The following is an 18,845-nucleotide window of genomic DNA, read 5'->3' as shown; positions in this document are numbered from 1 at the left end:
CCGCCAGCAGGCCGCCCTGGCGCTGGGCATCGCCCGATCTGAAGCCTACGCCTTGGTGGTGGTTCCCGACGACCCGGCGAGGTCCATGCGGTGCCGGCTTTCCGCCATCGGGCGCACATCAATCGGTTGTTCGACCTGTGCGTGAGCGTAACCGAGGAAGAACCACCACCGGATGCGGCGGACAATGTACACGATGCTGCCGATATCGCCTCCCCGTCACCGCTAGCGTCCGCGATTTGCGCGGTTTGCCGGGGGACCTGCTGTCATCTGGGCGGCGAACACGCCTTTTTGGACCCGGCGGCCATCCGTGGCTTCATGGCCCGTAGCGGCGGCATCGTCGATCCCTTGGAAGTGGTTTACGCTTACGCTGCCCGGCTTCCCCGATGGGGCGTGGAGGAGGGGTGCGTCTACCAGGCCGAGACGGGTTGCACCCTGCCGCGCTGGATGCGCGCGGCCATTTGCAACGCCTACCGCTGCCAGGGACTGCGCAAGGCCGAGGCGGTGATCGACGAAATGGGTACCGGCCGGTTTTTCGTGGTGGTGCGCAAGGATAATCGCATTCGGCGGAGCGCCTTTGTCGATGGTGAGGGTATCCGCCACTATCCGGCGGAACCTTAGGCCCAAACAGCAGCGTCCGGTATTTCAGATGAGGAAACCATGCCCGACAACGACCCACATGCGAATGACCCCACCCCGCCAACCGAGGACCAGCGGGTTCCCATCGACCAGGCCGTGCGTTTTGCCATGGCTTTGCACAAACAGGGCAAGCTCGATCAGGCTGAAGGGCTTTACGGTGATATCCTGGCCGCAGTCCCCGATCATCCCGACGGCCTTCACTTTTTAGGCATCCTGCACTACCAGCGGGGTCGCGTCGAGGCGGCCATCCAGTCCATCCGCCGGGCCCTGGCGGTCTCCCCCGATTACGTGGATGCCCACAACAACCTGGGCAATATCTACATGGAGCAATCCCGCCATGCGGCGGCCGAAAGCTGCTATCGGCGGACGGTGGCGCTTGCGCCCCAGCACATCGGTGCTTACAACAACCTGGCCACGGTCCTGCGCGCCATGGGGCGTCTGGCAGAGGCCGAAGCCGTGTTCCGTGACGGCCTTTCGATCAGTACCGATTTCTATCCCTTGCACTATAACCTGGCCAACCTTCTCGTCCAGCAGGGCCGCGTGGAGGAAGCCGTGCAACACTACTTCCATGCCATGGTGCTGGACCCTGATCAAGCCGGCTCCAAGGTGATGCTGGGCATTGCCCTGATGACCGTGGGGCGCCGGGCGGAAGCCATCGCCCATTTTGAGAAGTGGCTGGAAGCGGAACCGGACAATCCCGAGGCGCGCCACCTGCTGGCCGCCTGCTCCGGCCAGGCCGTTCCCGGACGGGCACCGGACGACTATGTGCGGTGTCTGTTCGACCGCTTTGCCGACAGTTTCGAGGAGAGCCTCCGGCAACTGGATTACCGCGCCCCCCAATGGATCGCCGATGCCTGGCACAGCGTTGCGGTCGGCGCATGGGCAGCCTGACGATCCTGGATGCCGGTTGCGGCACGGGCCTGTGCGGTCCCCTGTTGAGACCCTTCGCCCAACGGCTGGACGGTGTGGATCTCTCCCCGCAAATGCTCAACCGAGCAAAGGAAACAGCCTGCTACGACCAGTTGGCCGAGGCGGAACTGACGGCATTTCTCAACCAGCGGCCGGCCCGCTATGACATCGTCGTCGCCGCCGACACGCTCTGTTACTTCGGGGATCTCGAAACGGTGTTTGCCGCCGCGGCCGGCGCGCTGAAGCCGGGTGGCGGCTTCATCTTCACCGTCGAGACGGCCGGTGACGAAACCGACGCCGAAGGACAGGCCTACCGGATCATTCCCCAGGGGCGTTATGCCCATACCGAGGCCTATCTGCGCCGTCTCGCCCGCCAGGCGGAACTTCAAATCGAGACCCTGCAGCATGGCGTTTTGCGCCAGGAAATGGGCCGATCGGTGCAGGGAATGATTGCCATCTTGAGTAAAACCCCGTGAATTTTCACTCTTCTCTAATACAATTCTAATCTTTCCAGCCTCTCAGGTGGCCAGCCGAACACCCTTCTGGCCGTCTGGGACTCTTTTTTCAGTGAAAGCCAGATTTTGACCATCGATGTATCGAGCCGACCGGCGCGCATCACCAGCGCCTTGACCATCACCGGTGGTAGCGGCGATTACGATCCCGAAGGCATCGCCATCGCACCGGACGGCACCTACTGGATCGCCAGCGAGGGGAATGCCAGCGATTCACGGCCCAACCGGTTGCTGCAGGTCGATGCTGCGGGCTACGTGGTCGATGAAGTCGGTCTGCCCGATGAGATCATCGCCTGCCGGTCGCATCCGAAAACCGGGGGACACTGGGCTCCGGCTTTGAGGGCCTCACCGTGCTGCCCCAGAAAAACGGCTACAAGCTGCTGGTGGCCCAGCAGCGCGGCTGGGATTACACGACGACGGATGCCTGCGAGGACCTGGACGACGATGCCGGCGGCCTGAATGCCAAGGACGAACCCAAGCAAACATTCAAACCCGAAGGCGTGGCCATTACGGATAGCGGTCGCACCTTTGTCGTGACCGATAACGATGGGGTGGATGACTGGTCCGGCGAGACCTGGTTCCTGCGTCTTGGTGATGTCGATCGGCTTTTCGAATAACACCGACCCGGAGCGAACATTGATTCCTGGCAATATCCAGCAAGGTTTCCTTTGGGGCAATCCGATGTTGTTTTTCCAGGCCGATCAGGTACGCGGGAGGTAGGGGGGGCGTCGCGTGTCCCTCCACTGACGGTGGCGGGTCCGCAATGCCATGATCGCTGGCGATGGCGGACCCTGCCATCGCCAGGATCAGCGCGTTCATCGCACACGTCCCAACGATTCCCGCAAGGAACCGTCGGCTTTTTTTCAACCTGCTGACATCCATTGCGTCGCCGATTCTTCGACAGCAACTACTTCTTCATTTTCTGCATAAAAATCGCTTCAGCCTTGTCGGCAGCCTTTTCAGCCCGGTCCGCGGCTGATTCCACCCGGTCAGCTGCGGATTCCGCCAGGTTCGCCGCCGATTCAGCGCGTTTTGCCGCTTCATTGGCGTCAACGGCCATTGCCCGTGCTTCCTGGGCCTCATCCAATGCCTTCGATGACTGCTCTATCGCCTTGTCAGCTTTTTCCTGGATGGCTGCGACCTTGGACGAACTTGCGCACCCACTCATCAGCCCTCCGATCACGATAAGGCCAACAAGAATGAAAATCGTCTTCTTCCAGTGATTCCGCGCGATCATTTGCATGGCTCTCTCCTCCTGAATTAAAGTGATTGGGAACGATCATGCATCCGCAGGATGCGGCGCACACAAAAGGTGAATAATCCATCCCATAATCAATATCGAAAACGATAACAATCGGTATAACTAAGCATTTTTTCTGAATTGGATAAGTACTTTTACCTATTTTTAGACGGACAATAGGCAGTACTACCCATCGCGAATGGAAAAATTGAGCAGTTTTGCCAATTGTAAGTCGCCATATTCATGTTTTATGAGTAGCTATAAGGAGTGCTTCCGGCTGATGCGTTTTCACCGGTTTGGGGAGGCATATATTAACCGGTCAACCGATCGAAAAAATCCCTTGGCATAACCAATCAGAAAGGAGCCCCCATGAGCATTGAAGCCATAGACAACGGATTGTCCGAGCGGCTGGAGGACATCATCCAATTGGCCCGCAGTGGTCGTAAGATTTCACTTAAAATCGATGCTTACCGCAAGTTGGTCAAACAGGTGAGTCAATCGGAATCAACCGACGATATTCCCGTGGAAACGGATATGTGTATGTTCATGGCCGATTTTGTGCCAACGTCGTTGCTCCCGAATCAGCCGGCGAAGATTACCAAAGTTTATGCCCTCAGTTCAATCAACGAAAATGAAATCGACGATAAAACCATCCGTCACATTGCCAATCAGCGACTGGATATGGATTATTCAAGGCTGAAAAATGCCGGCATCACGTTCGAAGCCGCCTATTTCTGATGGCGTCGCCCATTCATGACGGGAACACGGCAAAATGGGCCACGCCGGATGACCATGCATGCGCGTTCAAGGAGAAGATTCCAGTGCAATATCCAAGCAGCTCTTTTCTTCCCCTGGGGGTGGCTACCGGCATCGGCAGCCTGCCTTACATGGACACCCAAACGGCGCTGGCACTGATTGCCGAGCATCTGCCTGAAATCCCTCACTGGCCGCAACTACCCCAGCGTGGCCGATGTGAGCATTTCATTCATCAGTTCCTGCAGCCCATGGTGGATTGCGGCCTGTTGCAGATGGTGAACGACCGCTGGATCGTCGACCGATCACGGCAGACCCTGCCGCGGCGCCTGACCCGCTTTTACGAAAGATATCTGCCGGAATCGATGGATGATTCCCGCTGGCTGTCGTGTTGCATGCCTCCCCGTGACGCAGCGATCGGCTTCCATGCTTTCTTGGAAAGTATTCTTTCCGGCGATTTGACCACTGCGGGACAGGTCAAGGGGCAGATCGCCGGTCCCCTCAGCGTTGGCCTGTTCCTGGTAGACCAGGAAGGACGGCCCATTTACTACCATGACGATCTTCGGGAGGTGGTGGTGCAGACCCTTGCGCAAAATGCCCGCTGCCAGGCCACCATGTTGCTTCAGACCGGCGCCACGCCCATCATTTTCGTCGATGATCCAGCTATCAGTGCATGGGGTTCGCGGCTATACCTGTCGCTTTGCCGGGAAACGATCCAGGCCGATCTGGAGACCATTTTTTCAACCATTCGCTCGGCGGGGGCTTTGTGTGGTCTACATGCCTGTCAAGCCATCGACTGGTCCATCCCCCTTTCGTTGAATATGCATGTCCTCAGCCTGGATGCCTACCAATATGGCGAGTCGCTTTTGGCGCATATCGACGCGTTGCGGCGGTTTTTGAACGCAGGGGGCGTGGTGGCCTGGGGCATGGTTCCTACCCTCGACGACCCCTATAGCCTTACCGTCGAGGGGTTGTATCAGCGCCTGATGAACCTATGGGCGCGTCTCTTCCAGGGTCATCCGGATCGGGAAACATTGGTGCGTCAGGGGATGATCACCCCCGCTTGCGGCTTAGGGCTGCTCAATCCGCAGAAGGCCAGCCGGATTTACCGACTGACATCCGGCCTCTCCCGCCGGCTGCGTGAAGGGCAGCCTCGCCGCCAAACCACCGTTTCTTACAGGAGTGCAGGCGAAGCATTCAAGCCCCCTGCTCCTGAGAGGCGCATGCCCAACACGTCCACGAATTGATGTGTCAATCGGAAACCGTCAAATGGCAAATGTAATCCAAGAAAAGAGGAGGTGGATATGTTTAAGCACATTCTATTACCTACCGATGGATCAAATTTGTCTGAAATCGTTGTGGAAAAAGGCATTCATCTTGCCCAATCGATCAACGCACGAATTACGGGTATTAGTGTGGTGTTAAATGATTTCGGCTATGAATCCGATATTTCCTTAAATTTTAGGCTTGAAAGTGAAGAGCGAAATAAAATTCGGGCCGAAGGTTATCTTTCCGCCATGAAACAAATGGCACAAGGGGCCGGGGTGATCTGTGATGTAGTCCTGGAGGTTGGAGATCAACCGTATGAAGCCATCGTTGACACCGCCGAAAAAATGGATTGCGATTTAATCATGATGGCATCCCATGGCCGCAAGGGAATCGGAGCCCTTTTGCTCGGCAGTGAAACGCAAAAAGTACTGACGCATTCCAAAATTCCTGTTCTTGTGTATCGGTAAAGAGGAAGCAAAAACTAAAATAAGAAGCCGCCGCAAAAAACAAAAGGCAAGGCGCTGGGCCCTGCCTTTTGTATAATCAAGGGTGCAACCGCTTCTTGTTTTTTTACGAATCCGTCATTTCCCGGCTGCGGACTTGGCCGGGGTGCCTTGGCGCTCCGTGGCAAAGTGTTTCTCCAGACTGGCGAAACCGGCGTCCACATAGGATTTAAAACGGTCGCGCTCTTCCTGGCAGGCATTTATCCAGCGTTTCACGGCTTTACGGCCATCTTCCGGCACCAGGCTGGCTTGGCTCATCATTGCTTCTGTTGCCGAGGCAGCCTGGTCCTGGATCATCGCCATCAAATCGTACCCGTTGGTAAAAGCGGTTTTTTGTAAATCAATCATCTGTTTCGCGATTTGGTTGTACTCCATCATTTTGATGCCCCTCCAAATAAATAATTAATAATTAAAAGGAACTGCCTATACGTTTACGTGGATGGATGGTGCGAGGCGCGCTGAATGACCACCGGGGGATCCATCGACGCATGGTGCTTTTTGTAATCGGCTGTTTTCCGATCGGATTCTTCAATAATTTCCAGGATACTGTGTTTTTTCTCCTTCGCCGCGGCGGCATTGAGGAGGGTGCGTAGGGCCTTGGCGGTTCGACCCTGTTTGCCGATGATCTTGCCGGTGTCGTCAGGGTTGACCCGCAGCCTCAGAATCATGGAATGATTGCTTTCGGTGGTGGATATGGATACTGCTTCCGGATCGTCGACCAGTGCTTCCGCAATTGTCTTCAACAGCGCTTGCATGCGTTTTCCCTCATATAATGAAAAGCGTTTTTTTTCGTTTAAGTGATCGGGAACAATGATGCTCCGCAGGATGCGGCGTACACAAAAGGCGGATGAATCATCCATAATCAATATCGAGGATGATAACAATCGGTATAAATAAGTATTTTTTTTGAACTTGATAAGTACTTTTACCTATTCGCGGAAGGCTTTGCGGGTGGTGCGAGATTGGGCGATGGTGCTTTTTGATGAATAAATGAAGCGTTTTATTTTTTACGGGTATCCGGTGTCTCCAAGCAGTAGGCGCGCCAAGCACAATCACGTATCGTGCAGTTGCTGTCGCCTTTTCTAAAGCAGTCGTTGAGGCCTGCTGTACGCTGCAGGCTACGAACCAACGCGACGACGTCCACATTTCCGGATAGATCTATTTGCTGGCGATTGTCGTCACGACAAGACTTGTCTACGTGATCGGCGGACGAACCCCCATTTTGGCTTTCCATGCTGAAAAAGCGATGATCTTCCATGGCTTGGCTCTTTTGTCGGTCAAAAGGGGACAGGTCAGATGCAAACCCGCCGGTTGTCCATGGGTGGCGCTACAAACGCACTTTCCACAAGAAACAAAAACCATTCGCTATTTTCCAGCATAGCGCAAAGAAATTATCTTCTTCTCGGCTGCAGGGATAATTATTCCCCACAATACCCCAGCATCGGGGCAATGTTCGATGCTAGGGTATCGCTTCTCGCCGCCAAATAAATCCAATGGGTCTAGAATGAGCCCATGGCCACCGGAGAGGGGGACTTGATATGGTAGCGACTCTCTTCTGTGCAGTCGATAGCGCTGTAACAAATGTTTTTTGCGGTCATCAGGTGAAATTCCTGCACGTCATGGAGAATTTTGCAGCTTTTCAGGCATTCGTCCTTCGGGTCGTTTCTTCTTTCACAGCGTTTGCACGGAGAAGATATCATCGTATTCTCCTTTCATGGCATCAATGGGAGGGTTAGAGAACGGATACCCGCTATCGGCGTCGCTCATCGAGTATCGGTCTGACGGTTGAACCTTGTGATGCGCTGTAATGCCCATATTATCGGCATGGTTTAAAATGTCTATAGGGTATCGGGTTCATTTTTTTGGGTTTTTTACCTTATCCCAGGAGAAAATCCCGGGTTGGGTGAGAGGATTGCCGCTTGGTGGGCGTGATATTGGCGGGGATGCCGAAGGGCAGGCGAAATGGCGCGTGGACGATCGCTGAAAATAACCTGGGTGCGGGGCGATCACTCTTTCCACAGGTCGACGTCGATCAAGCCCAGTTTGGCGGCATACCGGACCAGGTCCATGGCGCTGTGCAGATCGAGCTTTTTCATGATGTTGGAGCGATGGTTTTCAACGGTTTTGATGCTGATGCACAGCCGCTCGGCGATCTCGGCCTTGGAGAGCCCTTCAGCAAGCATGCGCATGATTTCCTGTTCCCGGGATGTGAGACGGCCGTAATCGCTGTCACTCACGCGGGCCTCGCGCACGGGCGATCGCATCAGCCGTTCGACCACCTCGTGAGAGATGGAGCTGTCCAAAAAGTACTCCCCCGCGGTGACGGCCCGCAATCCCTGAATCAAACGACCAGCGGCGGATTCCTTGACAACATAGCCGGTTGCACCGGACTGGAAGGCTTCCACGATATAATCGATCTTCGAGTGCATACTGATGATCAACACCCGGGTGTCCGGGAGGGCCTCCCGAATTCTGCGGGTCAGCTGCATGCCGCTCTCATCGGGTAGTGAGATATCCACCAGGGCCACATCCGGTTTTATTTTTTTGCCAGGGCAAACCCACTGCGGGCATCACCGGCTTCCCCCTCAACCGAAAAATAGCGATCACCGGCAATAATCGATTTGAGGCCTTCACGGAACAAGGGGTGGTCGTCAATAATGAGAATGCTTTTCTTGGATGCCATTCGTCTTCTCCTTCAGGGGAATTTCGATGGAAATATAGGTGCCTTTGTTCCGCCGTGACTGGATCGAAATTTTTCCCTGCAACAGGTGGACCCGTTCCGTCATGCTTTGCAACCCCATGCGTTTTTCCTTGAGAACCCGCCGGAGCCGCCCATCCACATCAAATCCGACCCCATCATCTTTGATGCGAATCATGATGTCCGGTGATGAGGCGACCAGGCGGATCATCACCCGGTTGGCGGATGCATGACGCTTGATGTTGTTCAGCGCCTCCTGAATCAGGCGGTAGATATTGATTTCCGTCTCATATTCCAGGTTCAGTTCTTCCATCCCGGCAGCCGTGAAATCGATTTCCAGGGTATTGGCCTTGGAAAAATCCTCACAATAGCGGTACAGCGTCTTTACCAGACCCAGCTGATCCAGGCCGGGCGGACGCAGGTCGTAGGCCAGGTCCCGGACGGAGGCGATGGTGCGATGGAGGATGTCGGAAAGTTGGGCAACCTTTTGATGGATCGTTTCGGGTTGATCCTTGAAAAACGTTTCCAGATTGATTTTCAGGGTCGATAGATCCTGGGCGATATGGTCGTGCAGATCCCGGGATATTTTCAGACGTTCATTTTCCTGTACTTTGATCACTGGTGGGTCAGTGACTGGACTTGGCGCTGGGCCTGTTTGCGTTGGGTAACATCCACGCCGACACCCAAAATTTCGAAGATGTGGCCATGTTTGTCAAGAACGGGCTTATTGGTCCAGACAACCCAGACACGGGAACCGTCTTTACGGATATTCTCAATTTCGTTTGTCGGATAACGTTCCGGATGTTTAAAAAAATCGACCATCAGGAGGCGATAGTCCTGGCCGGTGGTCGAGCGCCAGGGAACGATGCTGCCCAGAATGTTTTTCCCCAGGATTTCGTGTTCGGCAAATCCGAAAAATTTGCGTGCATACTCATTGAAAAACGTAATCCGTCCCAACGGATCGCAGCGCAGGATGATGCTGTTGGTATTTTGCACCAGTTCGCGGTATTTGGCTTCACTACGCCGCAGGGCGGCCTCCGACTTCTTGCGGGCGGTAATGTCCCGGGCGATGGTGTGGGCGCAGGCCTTCTTCGCCAACATAATTTTACGGCTGCTGAATTCCGCATGGACGGTTCGGCCATCCTTTCTGGCAATCCTGATTTCACCCGAGATGGATTGGCCCGCCCAGATGCGCTTGAAAAAGTCGCCATAGCGTTCGGGTGCCATTTTGGCGTAGAGATCGAAGATTTTAAGCTTTTTGAGCTCGGTAAGCGAATAGCCGGTCAATTGGGCCGCACTGCGGTTGCAGATCAGGATCGAACCGTCGGCGCCGCTGATGAAGATGGCATCCCGCGATCCGTCGAAGATGATACGATGCCGTTCCTGGCTCTCACGCAGCGATTGTTCTATCTTTTTGCGATCCTCGATTTCGTTGAGCAGATGCTCGTTGATGAGGGTCAGGTCACGCGTTCGGGAACGGACCATCTCCTCCAGATTCCGGTGGTGCCGTTCCAGCTCCGCTTCGGCCTCCTTGCGCTGGTGAATGTCGAGGATGATGCCAAATTTGGAAATCGTGCCATCGGGATGAAAAATCGGGGTATCAATCACATGATACCAGCGCTTGTCCTTGGGGCTCAAGACCTCCCAGTGGACGGTCTCCCCCTTGAAAACCTGGGTGTTGCGGCACCAGGGGCAGACGATGTCCAGACTGTGCAGAACCTTGTAGCAAGGATGCCCGATGGCGTCAAAACCCGCCCGCATCGTCATCCGGCTGTTCATGAATTCGATGCGGTACTTCTCATCGACGACATAGACCAAACCGTCAAAGGCCCTGACGATGGCCGATAAATTGAGTTCTCCCTCCCTGAGCAGGGAGTTGCCGACCCCGTTTGGATCCGTTGGGGGTTCGAAGATAAAACGCAAGGTACCTTCGGACGGTAGGGCGGTCCGACTGGGCATGACAAGGTGTTTCAGGCGGCTATGGTCGTCCATCCGGCCACTTCCCGGGCGCGTCTGTTGATGCGACATATTGATTTGATGACGAAATCCGTTTTTTCACGGTAGCGTAAAAAGCCTTGACGTGAAAAGAAAAAACTTTGAAAACGGCAAAATATTCGTTAGAAGGGCCTAACACAAGTGGTAATTTTAGCAGCGGAGGACGATTGACGGGATGAAAGACAAGGTTGGTATCTACTATTATCCGTTTCCGGAAAACAAACGGGTGCGCATGTACGTGCGTGAGAAAGCCGGTGAGGTCGAATTTCGAATGAAGAATGACGATGACCCTACGATTTGGAATGATCACGGATGGGTACCCCATGCCGCGATTCAACAGGCCCAGGTGCTCTATGAAAATCGGGGACGTTTCGACCCTCGCCGGGCCTATGACATTCAAGTGGCCAAGGCATTGATTCAGGAAGAATGATGGATCCCAAACACTGGGTTTCTGATCACACCAACAGCAAGCCGGTGGACATGGTTCTCGGCACCTTCCGTCCGCCGGCTGCATGTTTGACGGATTCGTAAAAAGCCCGATATCGGCGTTACGCTTCATCCTTCGTCACTGCGGCGTACGCAGAAAGTACGCCTCATTCCTCAGGCTTCGCAAGCCTTGATCTCGGGCTTTTTACGAATCCGTCGGGGATGCGACTTTTTACGAGTCCATCATGTTTGGTTGGCCCCTCAATTATCGGTGATTAACCGGGAAACGCCTGAAGCACCTTTTTGACGGTGTTGCCATCGGCTGAAGCCCCGAAATGGGCCATGATAGCGCCCATGGCCTGCATCTTGTTTTTGTAGGCTGAGAAGTCGACATTGGCGGCGATCCATTGGTGAATTTCGGGCTCGGAGACCATCTTGGGCAGGTAGGCGTCAAGAACGTCGATGAATGGCGATGTTTCCCCCTGGCCACTTTTTTCCAGCATCTCCCGCTCCGATTTGATCAATTTCTTCAAGATCTTGACCACCTCCTCGTCCGGGAACTGCTTCTTGTCCAAACGGGCCATCTCTCCCATAACAACCCGCAGGGCCTCCTTCTTGGTCTCATCCCGGTCTTTCATGGCGACCTTCAGGTCTTCCTTGAGCTTAACTTGCAGTGTCATGAAAATGGTTCCTTCCGAAAAATTGCGGTTTCATGTAGTCTGTCGCTCCCCAGGTAAACTGGATTTCATCATGTCCATCATAGTCAACATCGATCAGGATGTAACCGATATCCGGGTAGCGCAGCAGGGACAGCGTGATCAATGACGGATCAAAGGGCGGGCTGAATTCGGCCTTCAGATGCAAGACGGCCTCCCGTTTCGCCCCGTGGCAGATGATACGTTCATCCGTGTCAAGGGGGGGCAGGGCTTCTGGCGCATAGATGCTAAGCTGCAGTGCCTCCGGATCAACGGTTACCGGCCGCCCGTCAATGGTGTAGGCGATCCGCTTCAATTGACGATCAAGGGCATCCCGGTCGGCAAAAACAAGCCCCATGGCATGGTCGAGATCGTCGACCGACCACCAGTTGTCCACCTTGAAAATGGATTTGAGCAGATCGGTATTGTCGTACCAGGCGATTTTGGCTTCCGTTTCCAGGTCCGGCGTGTGAACCGAAATCGCTTTGCGTTGGGAAGGGCTGACGCGCCCCAGGCACAGCTCGACAAATATGCCTTTCCAGTCGATGGTCAAGGTTTGGATCGGTGGCATAGGGTGTTCCTGCTTTTTTACGAATCCGTCATGTTTGATTGCCGCCCACTGTCTCAGTGACCATCCCATTTGTCAAGCAAATTGCCGATCGTGTTTAAGGCCTTGCATTTACGCTATTTTTTTGAGTTCCGGCTTGCCAAGAAGAGCGCCGGCGGTTATATTCCAGACGTATGTTTGACCATTGGACCCATATTGGGCTTACCTTTTACCAAGAATCCATAACGGAGAAGACAATGCGCCTTTTGTTGGTCGAGGATGATGACAAGATCGCTTCATTTATCCAGAAGGGGTTCAAAGCCGAGGGTTTTGCCGTTGACCGGGCTGCCGATGGTGTTGCCGGCCTGGATCTGGCCGTGACGGAACCGTATGACGTGGTCGTGGTCGATATTATGCTGCCGAAAATGGACGGCCTCGCCCTGATCGGGCGTATGCGACGGGAAAAAGTCATGACGCCGGTAATCATCCTCAGTGCCAAAGGGGAGATTGACGATCGGGTCAAGGGGCTTCAGACCGGTGGCGACGATTACCTGAGCAAACCCTTTGCCTTCTCGGAACTCTTGGCCCGTGTTCAAGCCCTCATCCGGCGGGCTAGCGGCGCCACGGAGCCGACCCGGCTGTCATGCGGCGATCTGACGGTGGACATGCTGGCCCGTGAAGTCCGCCGCGACGGCAATAAGATTGACTTGCAGCCGTTGGAATACTCCCTTTTGGAGTATCTGATGCGAAATGCCGGGCGGGTGGTTTCCAAGACCATGATCATGGAGCATGTCTGGGATTACCATTTCGATCCACAGACCAACGTGGTGGAGGCCCGGATCTGTCGGCTTCGGGACAAGGTTGACAAGGGGTTCGATAAAAAAATGATCCACACGGTCCGTGGGGTTGGTTATGTCCTTCGCCAGAACGATTAGATGGCCCCATACGCTTTCCTTTCGATTGACGCTTTGGTACGGATTGATCTTCACGCTCTCCTCCGGAATCGCCTTTGTTTTTTCTACGGGCTCATTGCCCACACCCTGAGACAGCGCCTGGACAGTCAGTTGTCCGGCAAAATTTCTGAGTTCGAGGCCATTTTCAACCTTCAAGGGCTTCAAGAGGTTAAGTCGGCCGTATTGATTGAATCCCAGGCCGCCGGCGAAAAAAAGATCTTCTTCCGATTGTTGTACCCTAGTGGCGTCGCCTTTTCTTCGTCCAACATGTCCTATTGGCAAACCATCGGAATCAATCGCGCGGCTGTGCGGCGGTTGGTGGAGGGGCGAGCCGTTCGGGTTTACGAAACCCTAACCATCCCCGGACGACCGGACCGGGTGCGCATCGCTTACGGCATTATCGGGCGGGGGGTCGTGGCCCAATTGGGCTACTCCATGGAGAGTGATACGACCTTTATCGCCATCTTCAAAAAGATCTTTTTTAACCATGTCCGCACTGATTGTAACGGCATTGGGAGTCGGCTGGTTCATGGCCCGGCGCGCGCTTTCAGGGGTTGAAGCGGTGACCCGTACCGCCCGTAAAATTTCTGATACCGACCTTGGCCAGCGCGTGCCGATCATGGCCCGCCATGAGGAGATTGACCGGCTGGCGGTCACGTTTAACCAGATGTTGGACCGCATTGAGAAACTGGTGGCCGGTATTCGCGAGATGGGAGACAATATCGCCCACGATCTGAAAAGTCCGGTTGCCCGAATTCGTGGCATGGCTGAAATGAGTCTGGCGGCGGGGCCGTATGACAACTGCGAAGACGACGCCCTTGCCGCCAGCACCATCGAGGAATGCGATCGGCTGCTGGAGATGATCAACACCATGCTGATGATATCCAAGACCGATGCCGGCGTCTCGGAAACCCACATGCAGCCGGTGAACATTGCTGACGTGGCGCGTGCGGCAAAGACATTGTTTGTTCCGTTGGCGGAAGACGGTGGCCTCACCTTGACTTGCACGGCACCGGATACCGTTCTGGTTTCCGGTGATTTGCGCCTATTGCAGCGTGCCATGGCCAATTTGGTGGACAATGCGATCAAATATACGCCCGCACCCGGAACGATTGAAATTTCTGTCGATCATGATAAAACAAATAAGGAGAAAGTTAACATTTCTGTAAAAGATAGCGGGATCGGAATTGGGGCCGACGATTTGCCGAATATTTTTAACCGTTTCTTTCGATGTGACCAGAGTCGGGCAACCAACGGCAGTGGGTTGGGATTGAGCCTGGTTCAAGCGGTTGCCCAGGCCCATGGCGGCTGTGTCGATGTCGTTAGTGAGCCCGGCCGGGGCAGTCTGTTTACCCTCCACCTGTCTGGGTTGCCGGAAATTCAGACCAACCCTGGCGATTGAGCCGTTGGATAGGTGTTGCCCAACACGGGTCACCCATGGGGGATGTGCGCTTCGAACATGCCCGCGAGCCATTGCCGATAATACATGTCGTCCTGAAGCTGTGTTTGCCCTGATGGGTTGATGGGGTCAATTGATGATTGTCAACGGAGCACCATGAACTTTACCCAGAACAAAGCCGATGTCGCCATTCCCTACCGTCGCTTGCGCGTCAGCCTGAATCCCATCACCCTGGGATTTACCGGAACGTTTAAGAGCCTGGAAAAACCGTTTTGGGACGCCTATTTTTCCAACTCCCTTGACCATGTGCGCCGATGCAAGCTGTATGCGATCCTGTTTTTTAGTGTGTTCGGTTTATTAGACGCGTACGTATTTCCGGAACAAAAGTTCGAACTGTGGTTTATCCGCTATTTCTTGGTTTGTCCCGTTTTCTTGGCCGGCTTGATTTTTTCGTACACCCAGGCCTACCGGCGGCTTTGGCAACCCATCAATGCCTTTTACATTGTCGTCACCGGATTCGCCTACTTGGCCATGGTGAGCATCACGCCGTCACCGGAGTCCTTCTTTTATGGTGTGGGAACCATTTTTTGCGTTTTTTTCGGATATACCTTCATCCATGCTCGTTTTGTCACCGCCTCCATTGCCGGACTTCTGGTGATTGCCGGATACCAAGCCGTCCTGGTCTGGGTGCTCAATGCCAGTACCGTGATTCAGTTGATTTCCGGAACCCATTTTTTGGGGATCAACTGTCTGGGGATGCTCATCTGCTATTCCATTGAGACGCAACAGCGCAAGAGTTTTTATCTCAACTACCTTTTGAACAAAGAGAAGGACAAGACCGAGGACATCAATCGGAACCTCGAGAAACGGGTGGAGGAACGCACGGCGGCACTTCAGCGGATCAACCGCGATCTCAACAAGGAGGTCATGGAACGTAAACAGGCTGAGCAGCGGGTGCGCACCAGCCATGAGCAGCTTGAATCGATCATTGACAGTATCGACGCCGATATTTTCGTCACCGGTATCGAGAACCATCAGATCGTCCTGGCCAATCGTCACATGCGGCAGACCTTTGGCGATGATATCGTCGGCAGGCCTTGCTACGAGGTCATCCATGGCCGCACAGCGCCTTGTAACCGTTGCAAGAACCATCTGCTGATCGATGAAGACGGCACGCCGACGGAGAGCCAGTCATGGGAGGAAAAAAACCCCCTCAACGGCCACTGGTACATTTATTATGCCCGGGCCATCGTTTGGGACGATGGGCAGTTGGTTCAGCTCCAAGTCGCGACGGACGTTACCACGATGAAAGAGATGGAATCCCGGCTGCAACGCGCCAGCAAAATGGAGGCCATTGGCACGTTGGCAGGTGGTGTGGCCCATGATCTGAACAATATCCTCTCCGGCTTGGTGGGGTACCCCGAGTTGCTCTTGATGGATATCCCCGAAGATAGCGAAATGCGTGTCATCGTCGAAACCATTCAAAAATCCGGTGAGAAGGCCGCCGCGATCGTGCAGGATCTATTGACGTTGGCCCGGCGAGGGGTGGCGGTTACCGACGTGATTAACTTAAATCATATTGTTCAGGACTATTTGAACAGTCCGGAGCTGGCCCGTCTCGAATCGATCCACCCCCAGGTAACGGTTATTTCGGAGCTGGCCCCGGCCGTCTTCAACACGATCGGGTCGACGGTACACCTGGGTAAAACCATTATGAATCTGGTGACCAATGCCGCCGAAGCCATGCCCAACGGCGGTGAAATCTACCTGGGTACCCAGAGTTGTTATTTAGATCGTCCCTTGCAAGGATTCGAGATGGTTCCCGAGGGGGAATATGTGCGGCTGCGGGTGATGGATACCGGTATTGGGATTTCCGCCCGGGACCTGGAACGAATCTTTGAGCCGTTTTATACCAAGAAGAAAATGGGCCGTAGCGGCACGGGACTCGGCATGGCCGTCGTTTGGGGTACCGTCAAGGACCATGGGGGCTACATTGATGCTTCCAGCACCGAAGGGCAGGGAACCACGTTTGATCTCTATTTTCCCATCACCCGTCAGAACCTGGCGGCGGAGGAAGACACCCTGCCGCTCGAAAGCTACCGCGGTGCCGGTGAGATGGTGCTGGTGGTGGACGATATCAAGGAACAACGCGACCTGGCCGCCTTCATGCTAAAACGGCTTAATTACCGCGTCCATACGGTTTCCAGCGGTCCGGCGGCAATCGATTATATAAGCAGTCGGCCGGTGGATATTCTGATTCTGGACATGATCCTGGATCAGGAAATGGACGGTCTGGAGACCTATCGTTCGATTTTGAGCATCGTTCCAGGACAAAAAGCGATCATTGCCAGTGGATTTTCCGAATCTGAACGGGTTCTGGAAGCCCAGCGCCTGGGGGCGGGACAGTATATCAAAAAACCGTATCGCATGGAGCAGATCGGTCTCGCGCTGAGAGCACAGCTTCGACCCCTATCTGAGGATTTTTCACAGGATATGTCGTCGAGCTATTGACGTCCATCGTCAGGGCCGCACGGCCGACACCTGTTTCATCCCAGAGCCTTTCGAATATTGATGGATCGGTCAAATATTACCGTTTGGTAATAATACCGTCACCTTATCGTCACCCGCCAAGATTACAACGCACAAAATAAAATGAAGCATGACCTGAAAGAAGTGTTATCTGAAAGAAGACAAAACCATTATCAACGATTGATTTTTTGAGGAGGTTGTAATGATCAGATTCAACGGTATCTTAGCTGCGATTCGCATGTTTGCGCTGATTGTGGCACTTTCCCTGGTTTCTTGGACCGCTCCACTGGGGGTGCGTAATGCAGCTGCCTTTTCCGCACCGGAAAGCTTCAGCCAGTTGGCCGAGGCTGCCAAACCCGGGTGGTAAATATTCGTACGGTAAAGATCATGAAGGGCGGAAGCCCGGTTTTCCGTCATTTTTTCGGCAGCCCATATGGCAACAAGCGCAATCCGTTTGATGAGTTTTTCGGTCCTTTTCGGGGAGATAGCCCGCAGCGTGATTTTAAACAGCGCAGCCTGGGGTCTGGCTTTATCATCGATAAACAAGGGTATATCGTCACCAACAACCATGTGATCGAGGATGCGGATCAGATCAAGGTCATTCTTTCCGATGACAAGGAATTTGACGCCGAGCTGGTGGGGCGGGATTCGAAAACGGATTTGGCGCTCATCAAAATCAAGGGCGCCAAGGATCTCGCCCCCTTGCCATTGGGGAACTCGGACCAAGTCAAGGTCGGCACCTGGGTGGTGGCGATCGGCAGTCCCTTTGGCCTGGAGCAGACCGTCACGGCGGGTATCGTCAGTGCCAAAGGCCGGATCATCGGTTCGGGGCCCTATGATGATTTCATTCAAACCGATGCGTCCATCAATCCGGGAAACAGCGGTGGCCCCCTGGTCAATATGGATGGCGAAGTCGTGGGCATCAATACCGCCATTATCGCCAGCGGGCAGGGGATTGGTTTCGCCATTCCGATCAACCTGGCACGGGGGATTATCGCGCAGCTTAAAGACAAGGGGGAGGTGACGCGCGGCTGGCTGGGCGTTGGCATTCAGGACCTGACTCCGGAATTGGCGAATTATTATGGTTTGAAAGCGAAAAAAGGGGTTCTGGTGACCCAGGTTTTTGAAGGTGATCCGGCGGAGAGGGCCGGTATCAAGGTCAACGATGTCATCCTTTCCGTCGACGGGACGTCGGTTTCCACGGGACGGGAGCTTTCCTCCATGATTGCCAACACCGATGTGGGGCACAAGGCCAAGGTTGAGTTGATCCGGGATGGCCGGCGGCAAACCCTGACCGTAACCCTTGCCAAACGGGATGACGACGAGAGGAACCTGACCGCTCAGAGTCGTGATAGTGAGGAAATGGGAATCGACGTGACCGACCTGGATTCCGACCTGGCCCGCCGTTTCGGTATCGATGGCAAGGAGAACGGTGTGCTGGTGACCGATATCAAAGACGGTAGCATGGCCCAGGAGGCCGATGTCCGACCGGGTGACATCATCAAGGAAATCAACCATTCAGTGGTCAAGAACCGTAATGATTTTGTCAAACTGATGCAAAAGAGCAAGGACAGCCCATCCGTCCAGCTGTTGATCAAGCGTCGCAACGCCGGTTATCTGGTGGTCAAGATCCAACGCAAATAAACCCCCGTGCCCATCTGAACATCGTCAAATTTTATCTTCATGGTTGGGCACGACCGGAATAAATGAATCACTGTCGCCGGGTGACGCGGGAAACAGCATGGTTTCCTTCGTCACCCGGTTGTCTTAAAACACGACCA

The 18,845-nt window shown here is 54.4% G+C and carries 25 protein-coding genes and 1 pseudogene; 16 read left to right on the top strand and 10 right to left on the bottom strand.

Translation table 11 applies throughout. The features are described from left to right. Positions 1 to 141: 141 nt before the first annotated feature. From JCM12296_RS23230 to JCM12296_RS42395, 5 genes and pseudogenes are all read left to right on the top strand, one after another. Positions 142 to 618, top strand: coding sequence for a hypothetical protein (locus JCM12296_RS23230; protein WP_218188242.1), 477 nt, complete (start codon positions 142 to 144; stop codon positions 616 to 618). A gap of 39 nt (positions 619 to 657) precedes the next feature. After that, positions 658 to 1,527 carry a tetratricopeptide repeat protein gene (locus JCM12296_RS23225; RefSeq protein ID WP_054698523.1) on the top strand — a complete coding sequence of 290 codons (870 nt, stop codon included), beginning with the start codon at positions 658 to 660 and terminating at the stop codon, positions 1,525 to 1,527. Further along, a complete protein-coding gene (locus JCM12296_RS23220; RefSeq protein WP_054698521.1) occupies positions 1,515 to 2,021 on the top strand; it encodes a class I SAM-dependent DNA methyltransferase in 507 nt (168 codons plus the stop codon). Before JCM12296_RS23225 ends, JCM12296_RS23220 begins: the two co-directional genes overlap by 13 nt. A 39-nt stretch (positions 2,022 to 2,060) precedes the next feature. Beyond that, positions 2,061 to 2,516: pseudogene (locus JCM12296_RS50745) on the top strand (esterase-like activity of phytase family protein); the annotation flags it as partial. Beyond that, on the top strand, positions 2,408 to 2,674 hold the full coding sequence (locus JCM12296_RS42395) for a hypothetical protein (protein WP_054698520.1): 267 nt from the start codon (positions 2,408 to 2,410) through the stop codon (positions 2,672 to 2,674). The pseudogene JCM12296_RS50745 and the gene JCM12296_RS42395, both read left to right, overlap by 109 nt. A 290-nt stretch (positions 2,675 to 2,964) precedes the next feature. Here JCM12296_RS42395 and JCM12296_RS23210 read toward each other — a convergent pair whose 3' ends face one another. Continuing rightward, positions 2,965 to 3,300: a hypothetical protein gene (locus JCM12296_RS23210; RefSeq protein ID WP_054698518.1), complete on the bottom strand. Its 336-nt coding sequence runs from the start codon at positions 3,298 to 3,300 to the stop codon at positions 2,965 to 2,967. Positions 3,301 to 3,666: 366 nt separating this feature from the next. Here JCM12296_RS23210 and JCM12296_RS23205 point away from each other — a divergent pair, with 366 nt between their 5' ends. The 3 genes from JCM12296_RS23205 to JCM12296_RS23195 all read left to right on the top strand — a co-directional run bounded on the left by JCM12296_RS23205 (position 3,667) and on the right by JCM12296_RS23195 (position 5,786). Continuing rightward, on the top strand, positions 3,667 to 4,035 hold the full coding sequence (locus JCM12296_RS23205) for a hypothetical protein (protein WP_054698516.1): 369 nt from the start codon (positions 3,667 to 3,669) through the stop codon (positions 4,033 to 4,035). 83 nt (positions 4,036 to 4,118) lie between these two features. Continuing rightward, complete coding sequence (locus JCM12296_RS23200) at positions 4,119 to 5,297, top strand: uroporphyrinogen decarboxylase/cobalamine-independent methonine synthase family protein (RefSeq protein ID WP_174897333.1); 1,179 nt, start codon at positions 4,119 to 4,121, stop codon at positions 5,295 to 5,297. A 57-nt stretch (positions 5,298 to 5,354) separates the two neighbouring features. Beyond that, on the top strand, positions 5,355 to 5,786 hold the full coding sequence (locus JCM12296_RS23195; RefSeq protein WP_083456431.1) for a universal stress protein: 432 nt from the start codon (positions 5,355 to 5,357) through the stop codon (positions 5,784 to 5,786). A gap of 114 nt (positions 5,787 to 5,900) precedes the next feature. On the opposite strand, the gene JCM12296_RS23190 is transcribed toward JCM12296_RS23195, so the two are convergent. Further along, the gene (locus tag JCM12296_RS23190) at positions 5,901 to 6,200 is read right to left on the bottom strand and encodes a hypothetical protein (RefSeq protein WP_054698512.1); all 300 of its coding nucleotides are present in this window, start codon (positions 6,198 to 6,200) and stop codon (positions 5,901 to 5,903) included. Between the two features lie 53 nt (positions 6,201 to 6,253). Continuing rightward, a complete protein-coding gene (locus JCM12296_RS23185; RefSeq protein WP_083456433.1) occupies positions 6,254 to 6,577 on the bottom strand; it encodes a KH domain-containing protein in 324 nt (107 codons plus the stop codon). Between the two features lie 407 nt (positions 6,578 to 6,984). On the opposite strand from JCM12296_RS23185, the gene JCM12296_RS38820 reads away from it, so the two are divergent. After that, entirely contained in the window at positions 6,985 to 7,203 is a 219-nt protein-coding gene (locus JCM12296_RS38820; RefSeq protein ID WP_157067835.1) for a hypothetical protein, read from the top strand. Positions 7,204 to 7,321: 118 nt separating this feature from the next. Here the strand turns inward: JCM12296_RS38820 and JCM12296_RS23180 are convergent, their stop codons facing one another. From JCM12296_RS23180 to JCM12296_RS23165, 5 genes are all read right to left on the bottom strand, one after another. Further along, entirely contained in the window at positions 7,322 to 7,522 is a 201-nt protein-coding gene (locus JCM12296_RS23180) for a hypothetical protein (RefSeq protein WP_054698510.1), read from the bottom strand. A 306-nt stretch (positions 7,523 to 7,828) separates the two neighbouring features. After that, positions 7,829 to 8,341, bottom strand: coding sequence for a LuxR C-terminal-related transcriptional regulator (locus tag JCM12296_RS23175; RefSeq protein ID WP_246804768.1), 513 nt, complete (start codon positions 8,339 to 8,341; stop codon positions 7,829 to 7,831). Positions 8,342 to 8,358: 17 nt separating this feature from the next. Further along, positions 8,359 to 8,505, bottom strand: coding sequence for a response regulator (locus JCM12296_RS45450; RefSeq protein ID WP_246804767.1), 147 nt, complete (start codon positions 8,503 to 8,505; stop codon positions 8,359 to 8,361). Continuing rightward, the gene (locus tag JCM12296_RS23170; protein WP_054698508.1) at positions 8,474 to 9,139 is read right to left on the bottom strand and encodes a sensor histidine kinase; all 666 of its coding nucleotides are present in this window, start codon (positions 9,137 to 9,139) and stop codon (positions 8,474 to 8,476) included. Before JCM12296_RS23170 ends, JCM12296_RS45450 begins: the two co-directional genes overlap by 32 nt. Further along, positions 9,136 to 10,512: a PAS domain S-box protein gene (locus JCM12296_RS23165; protein ID WP_054698506.1), complete on the bottom strand. Its 1,377-nt coding sequence runs from the start codon at positions 10,510 to 10,512 to the stop codon at positions 9,136 to 9,138. The genes JCM12296_RS23170 and JCM12296_RS23165 overlap by 4 nt, the downstream gene beginning before the upstream one ends. Positions 10,513 to 10,690: 178 nt before the next feature. Between JCM12296_RS23165 and JCM12296_RS23160 the strand changes: the two genes are divergently transcribed. Continuing rightward, positions 10,691 to 10,945 carry a hypothetical protein gene (locus JCM12296_RS23160; RefSeq protein ID WP_054698504.1) on the top strand — a complete coding sequence of 85 codons (255 nt, stop codon included), beginning with the start codon at positions 10,691 to 10,693 and terminating at the stop codon, positions 10,943 to 10,945. A 271-nt stretch (positions 10,946 to 11,216) separates the two neighbouring features. Here JCM12296_RS23160 and JCM12296_RS23155 read toward each other — a convergent pair whose 3' ends face one another. After that, the gene (locus JCM12296_RS23155; protein WP_054698502.1) at positions 11,217 to 11,621 is read right to left on the bottom strand and encodes a GatB/YqeY domain-containing protein; all 405 of its coding nucleotides are present in this window, start codon (positions 11,619 to 11,621) and stop codon (positions 11,217 to 11,219) included. Continuing rightward, entirely contained in the window at positions 11,605 to 12,207 is a 603-nt protein-coding gene (locus tag JCM12296_RS23150; RefSeq protein ID WP_054698500.1) for a hypothetical protein, read from the bottom strand. Before JCM12296_RS23150 ends, JCM12296_RS23155 begins: the two co-directional genes overlap by 17 nt. 233 nt (positions 12,208 to 12,440) lie before the next feature. Between JCM12296_RS23150 and JCM12296_RS23145 the strand changes: the two genes are divergently transcribed. The 6 genes from JCM12296_RS23145 to JCM12296_RS23125 all read left to right on the top strand — a co-directional run bounded on the left by JCM12296_RS23145 (position 12,441) and on the right by JCM12296_RS23125 (position 18,708). Continuing rightward, complete coding sequence (locus JCM12296_RS23145) at positions 12,441 to 13,118, top strand: response regulator transcription factor (RefSeq protein WP_054698499.1); 678 nt, start codon at positions 12,441 to 12,443, stop codon at positions 13,116 to 13,118. Then, the gene (locus tag JCM12296_RS23140) at positions 13,119 to 13,694 is read left to right on the top strand and encodes a hypothetical protein (protein ID WP_054698497.1); all 576 of its coding nucleotides are present in this window, start codon (positions 13,119 to 13,121) and stop codon (positions 13,692 to 13,694) included. Further along, a complete protein-coding gene (locus tag JCM12296_RS23135; protein ID WP_083456429.1) occupies positions 13,624 to 14,538 on the top strand; it encodes a sensor histidine kinase in 915 nt (304 codons plus the stop codon). Before JCM12296_RS23140 ends, JCM12296_RS23135 begins: the two co-directional genes overlap by 71 nt. Positions 14,539 to 14,691: 153 nt before the next feature. Further along, the gene (locus JCM12296_RS23130; protein WP_054698493.1) at positions 14,692 to 17,046 is read left to right on the top strand and encodes an ATP-binding protein; all 2,355 of its coding nucleotides are present in this window, start codon (positions 14,692 to 14,694) and stop codon (positions 17,044 to 17,046) included. Between the two features lie 220 nt (positions 17,047 to 17,266). Continuing rightward, positions 17,267 to 17,431 carry a hypothetical protein gene (locus JCM12296_RS38815; protein WP_157067834.1) on the top strand — a complete coding sequence of 55 codons (165 nt, stop codon included), beginning with the start codon at positions 17,267 to 17,269 and terminating at the stop codon, positions 17,429 to 17,431. A 20-nt stretch (positions 17,432 to 17,451) separates the two neighbouring features. Next, positions 17,452 to 18,708, top strand: a complete 1,257-nt coding sequence (locus JCM12296_RS23125) for a Do family serine endopeptidase (protein ID WP_157067833.1) — start codon at positions 17,452 to 17,454, stop codon at positions 18,706 to 18,708. Positions 18,709 to 18,845: the final 137 nt, after the last annotated feature.

Source organism: Desulfosarcina cetonica JCM 12296, assembly GCF_001311845.1.
Classification (GTDB): domain Bacteria; phylum Desulfobacterota; class Desulfobacteria; order Desulfobacterales; family Desulfosarcinaceae; genus Desulfosarcina; species Desulfosarcina cetonica.
This window is presented reverse-complemented; position numbering and strand designations above follow the sequence as displayed.

Bases quoted from the DNA above. Each gene is read 5' to 3' on its own strand.
- JCM12296_RS23160 (WP_054698504.1), top strand. From the start codon at position 10,691: ATGAAAGACAAGGTTGGTATCTACTATTATCCGTTTCCGGAAAACAAA.
- JCM12296_RS23180 (WP_054698510.1), bottom strand. From the start codon at position 7,522: ATGATATCTTCTCCGTGCAAACGCTGTGAAAGAAGAAACGACCCGAAG.
- JCM12296_RS38815 (WP_157067834.1), top strand. From the start codon at position 17,267: ATGATCAGATTCAACGGTATCTTAGCTGCGATTCGCATGTTTGCGCTG.
- JCM12296_RS23165 (WP_054698506.1), bottom strand. From the start codon at position 10,512: ATGGACGACCATAGCCGCCTGAAACACCTTGTCATGCCCAGTCGGACC.
- JCM12296_RS23155 (WP_054698502.1), bottom strand. From the start codon at position 11,621: ATGACACTGCAAGTTAAGCTCAAGGAAGACCTGAAGGTCGCCATGAAA.
- JCM12296_RS45450 (WP_246804767.1), bottom strand. From the start codon at position 8,505: ATGGCATCCAAGAAAAGCATTCTCATTATTGACGACCACCCCTTGTTC.
- JCM12296_RS23195 (WP_083456431.1), top strand. From the start codon at position 5,355: ATGTTTAAGCACATTCTATTACCTACCGATGGATCAAATTTGTCTGAA.
- JCM12296_RS23150 (WP_054698500.1), bottom strand. From the start codon at position 12,207: ATGCCACCGATCCAAACCTTGACCATCGACTGGAAAGGCATATTTGTC.
- JCM12296_RS23140 (WP_054698497.1), top strand. From the start codon at position 13,119: ATGGCCCCATACGCTTTCCTTTCGATTGACGCTTTGGTACGGATTGAT.
- JCM12296_RS23190 (WP_054698512.1), bottom strand. From the start codon at position 6,200: ATGATGGAGTACAACCAAATCGCGAAACAGATGATTGATTTACAAAAA.
- JCM12296_RS23135 (WP_083456429.1), top strand. From the start codon at position 13,624: ATGTCCGCACTGATTGTAACGGCATTGGGAGTCGGCTGGTTCATGGCC.
- JCM12296_RS23220 (WP_054698521.1), top strand. From the start codon at position 1,515: ATGGGCAGCCTGACGATCCTGGATGCCGGTTGCGGCACGGGCCTGTGC.
- JCM12296_RS23205 (WP_054698516.1), top strand. From the start codon at position 3,667: ATGAGCATTGAAGCCATAGACAACGGATTGTCCGAGCGGCTGGAGGAC.
- JCM12296_RS23125 (WP_157067833.1), top strand. From the start codon at position 17,452: ATGAAGGGCGGAAGCCCGGTTTTCCGTCATTTTTTCGGCAGCCCATAT.
- JCM12296_RS23225 (WP_054698523.1), top strand. From the start codon at position 658: ATGCCCGACAACGACCCACATGCGAATGACCCCACCCCGCCAACCGAG.
- JCM12296_RS23185 (WP_083456433.1), bottom strand. From the start codon at position 6,577: ATGCAAGCGCTGTTGAAGACAATTGCGGAAGCACTGGTCGACGATCCG.
- JCM12296_RS23130 (WP_054698493.1), top strand. From the start codon at position 14,692: ATGAACTTTACCCAGAACAAAGCCGATGTCGCCATTCCCTACCGTCGC.
- JCM12296_RS23210 (WP_054698518.1), bottom strand. From the start codon at position 3,300: ATGCAAATGATCGCGCGGAATCACTGGAAGAAGACGATTTTCATTCTT.
- JCM12296_RS23145 (WP_054698499.1), top strand. From the start codon at position 12,441: ATGCGCCTTTTGTTGGTCGAGGATGATGACAAGATCGCTTCATTTATC.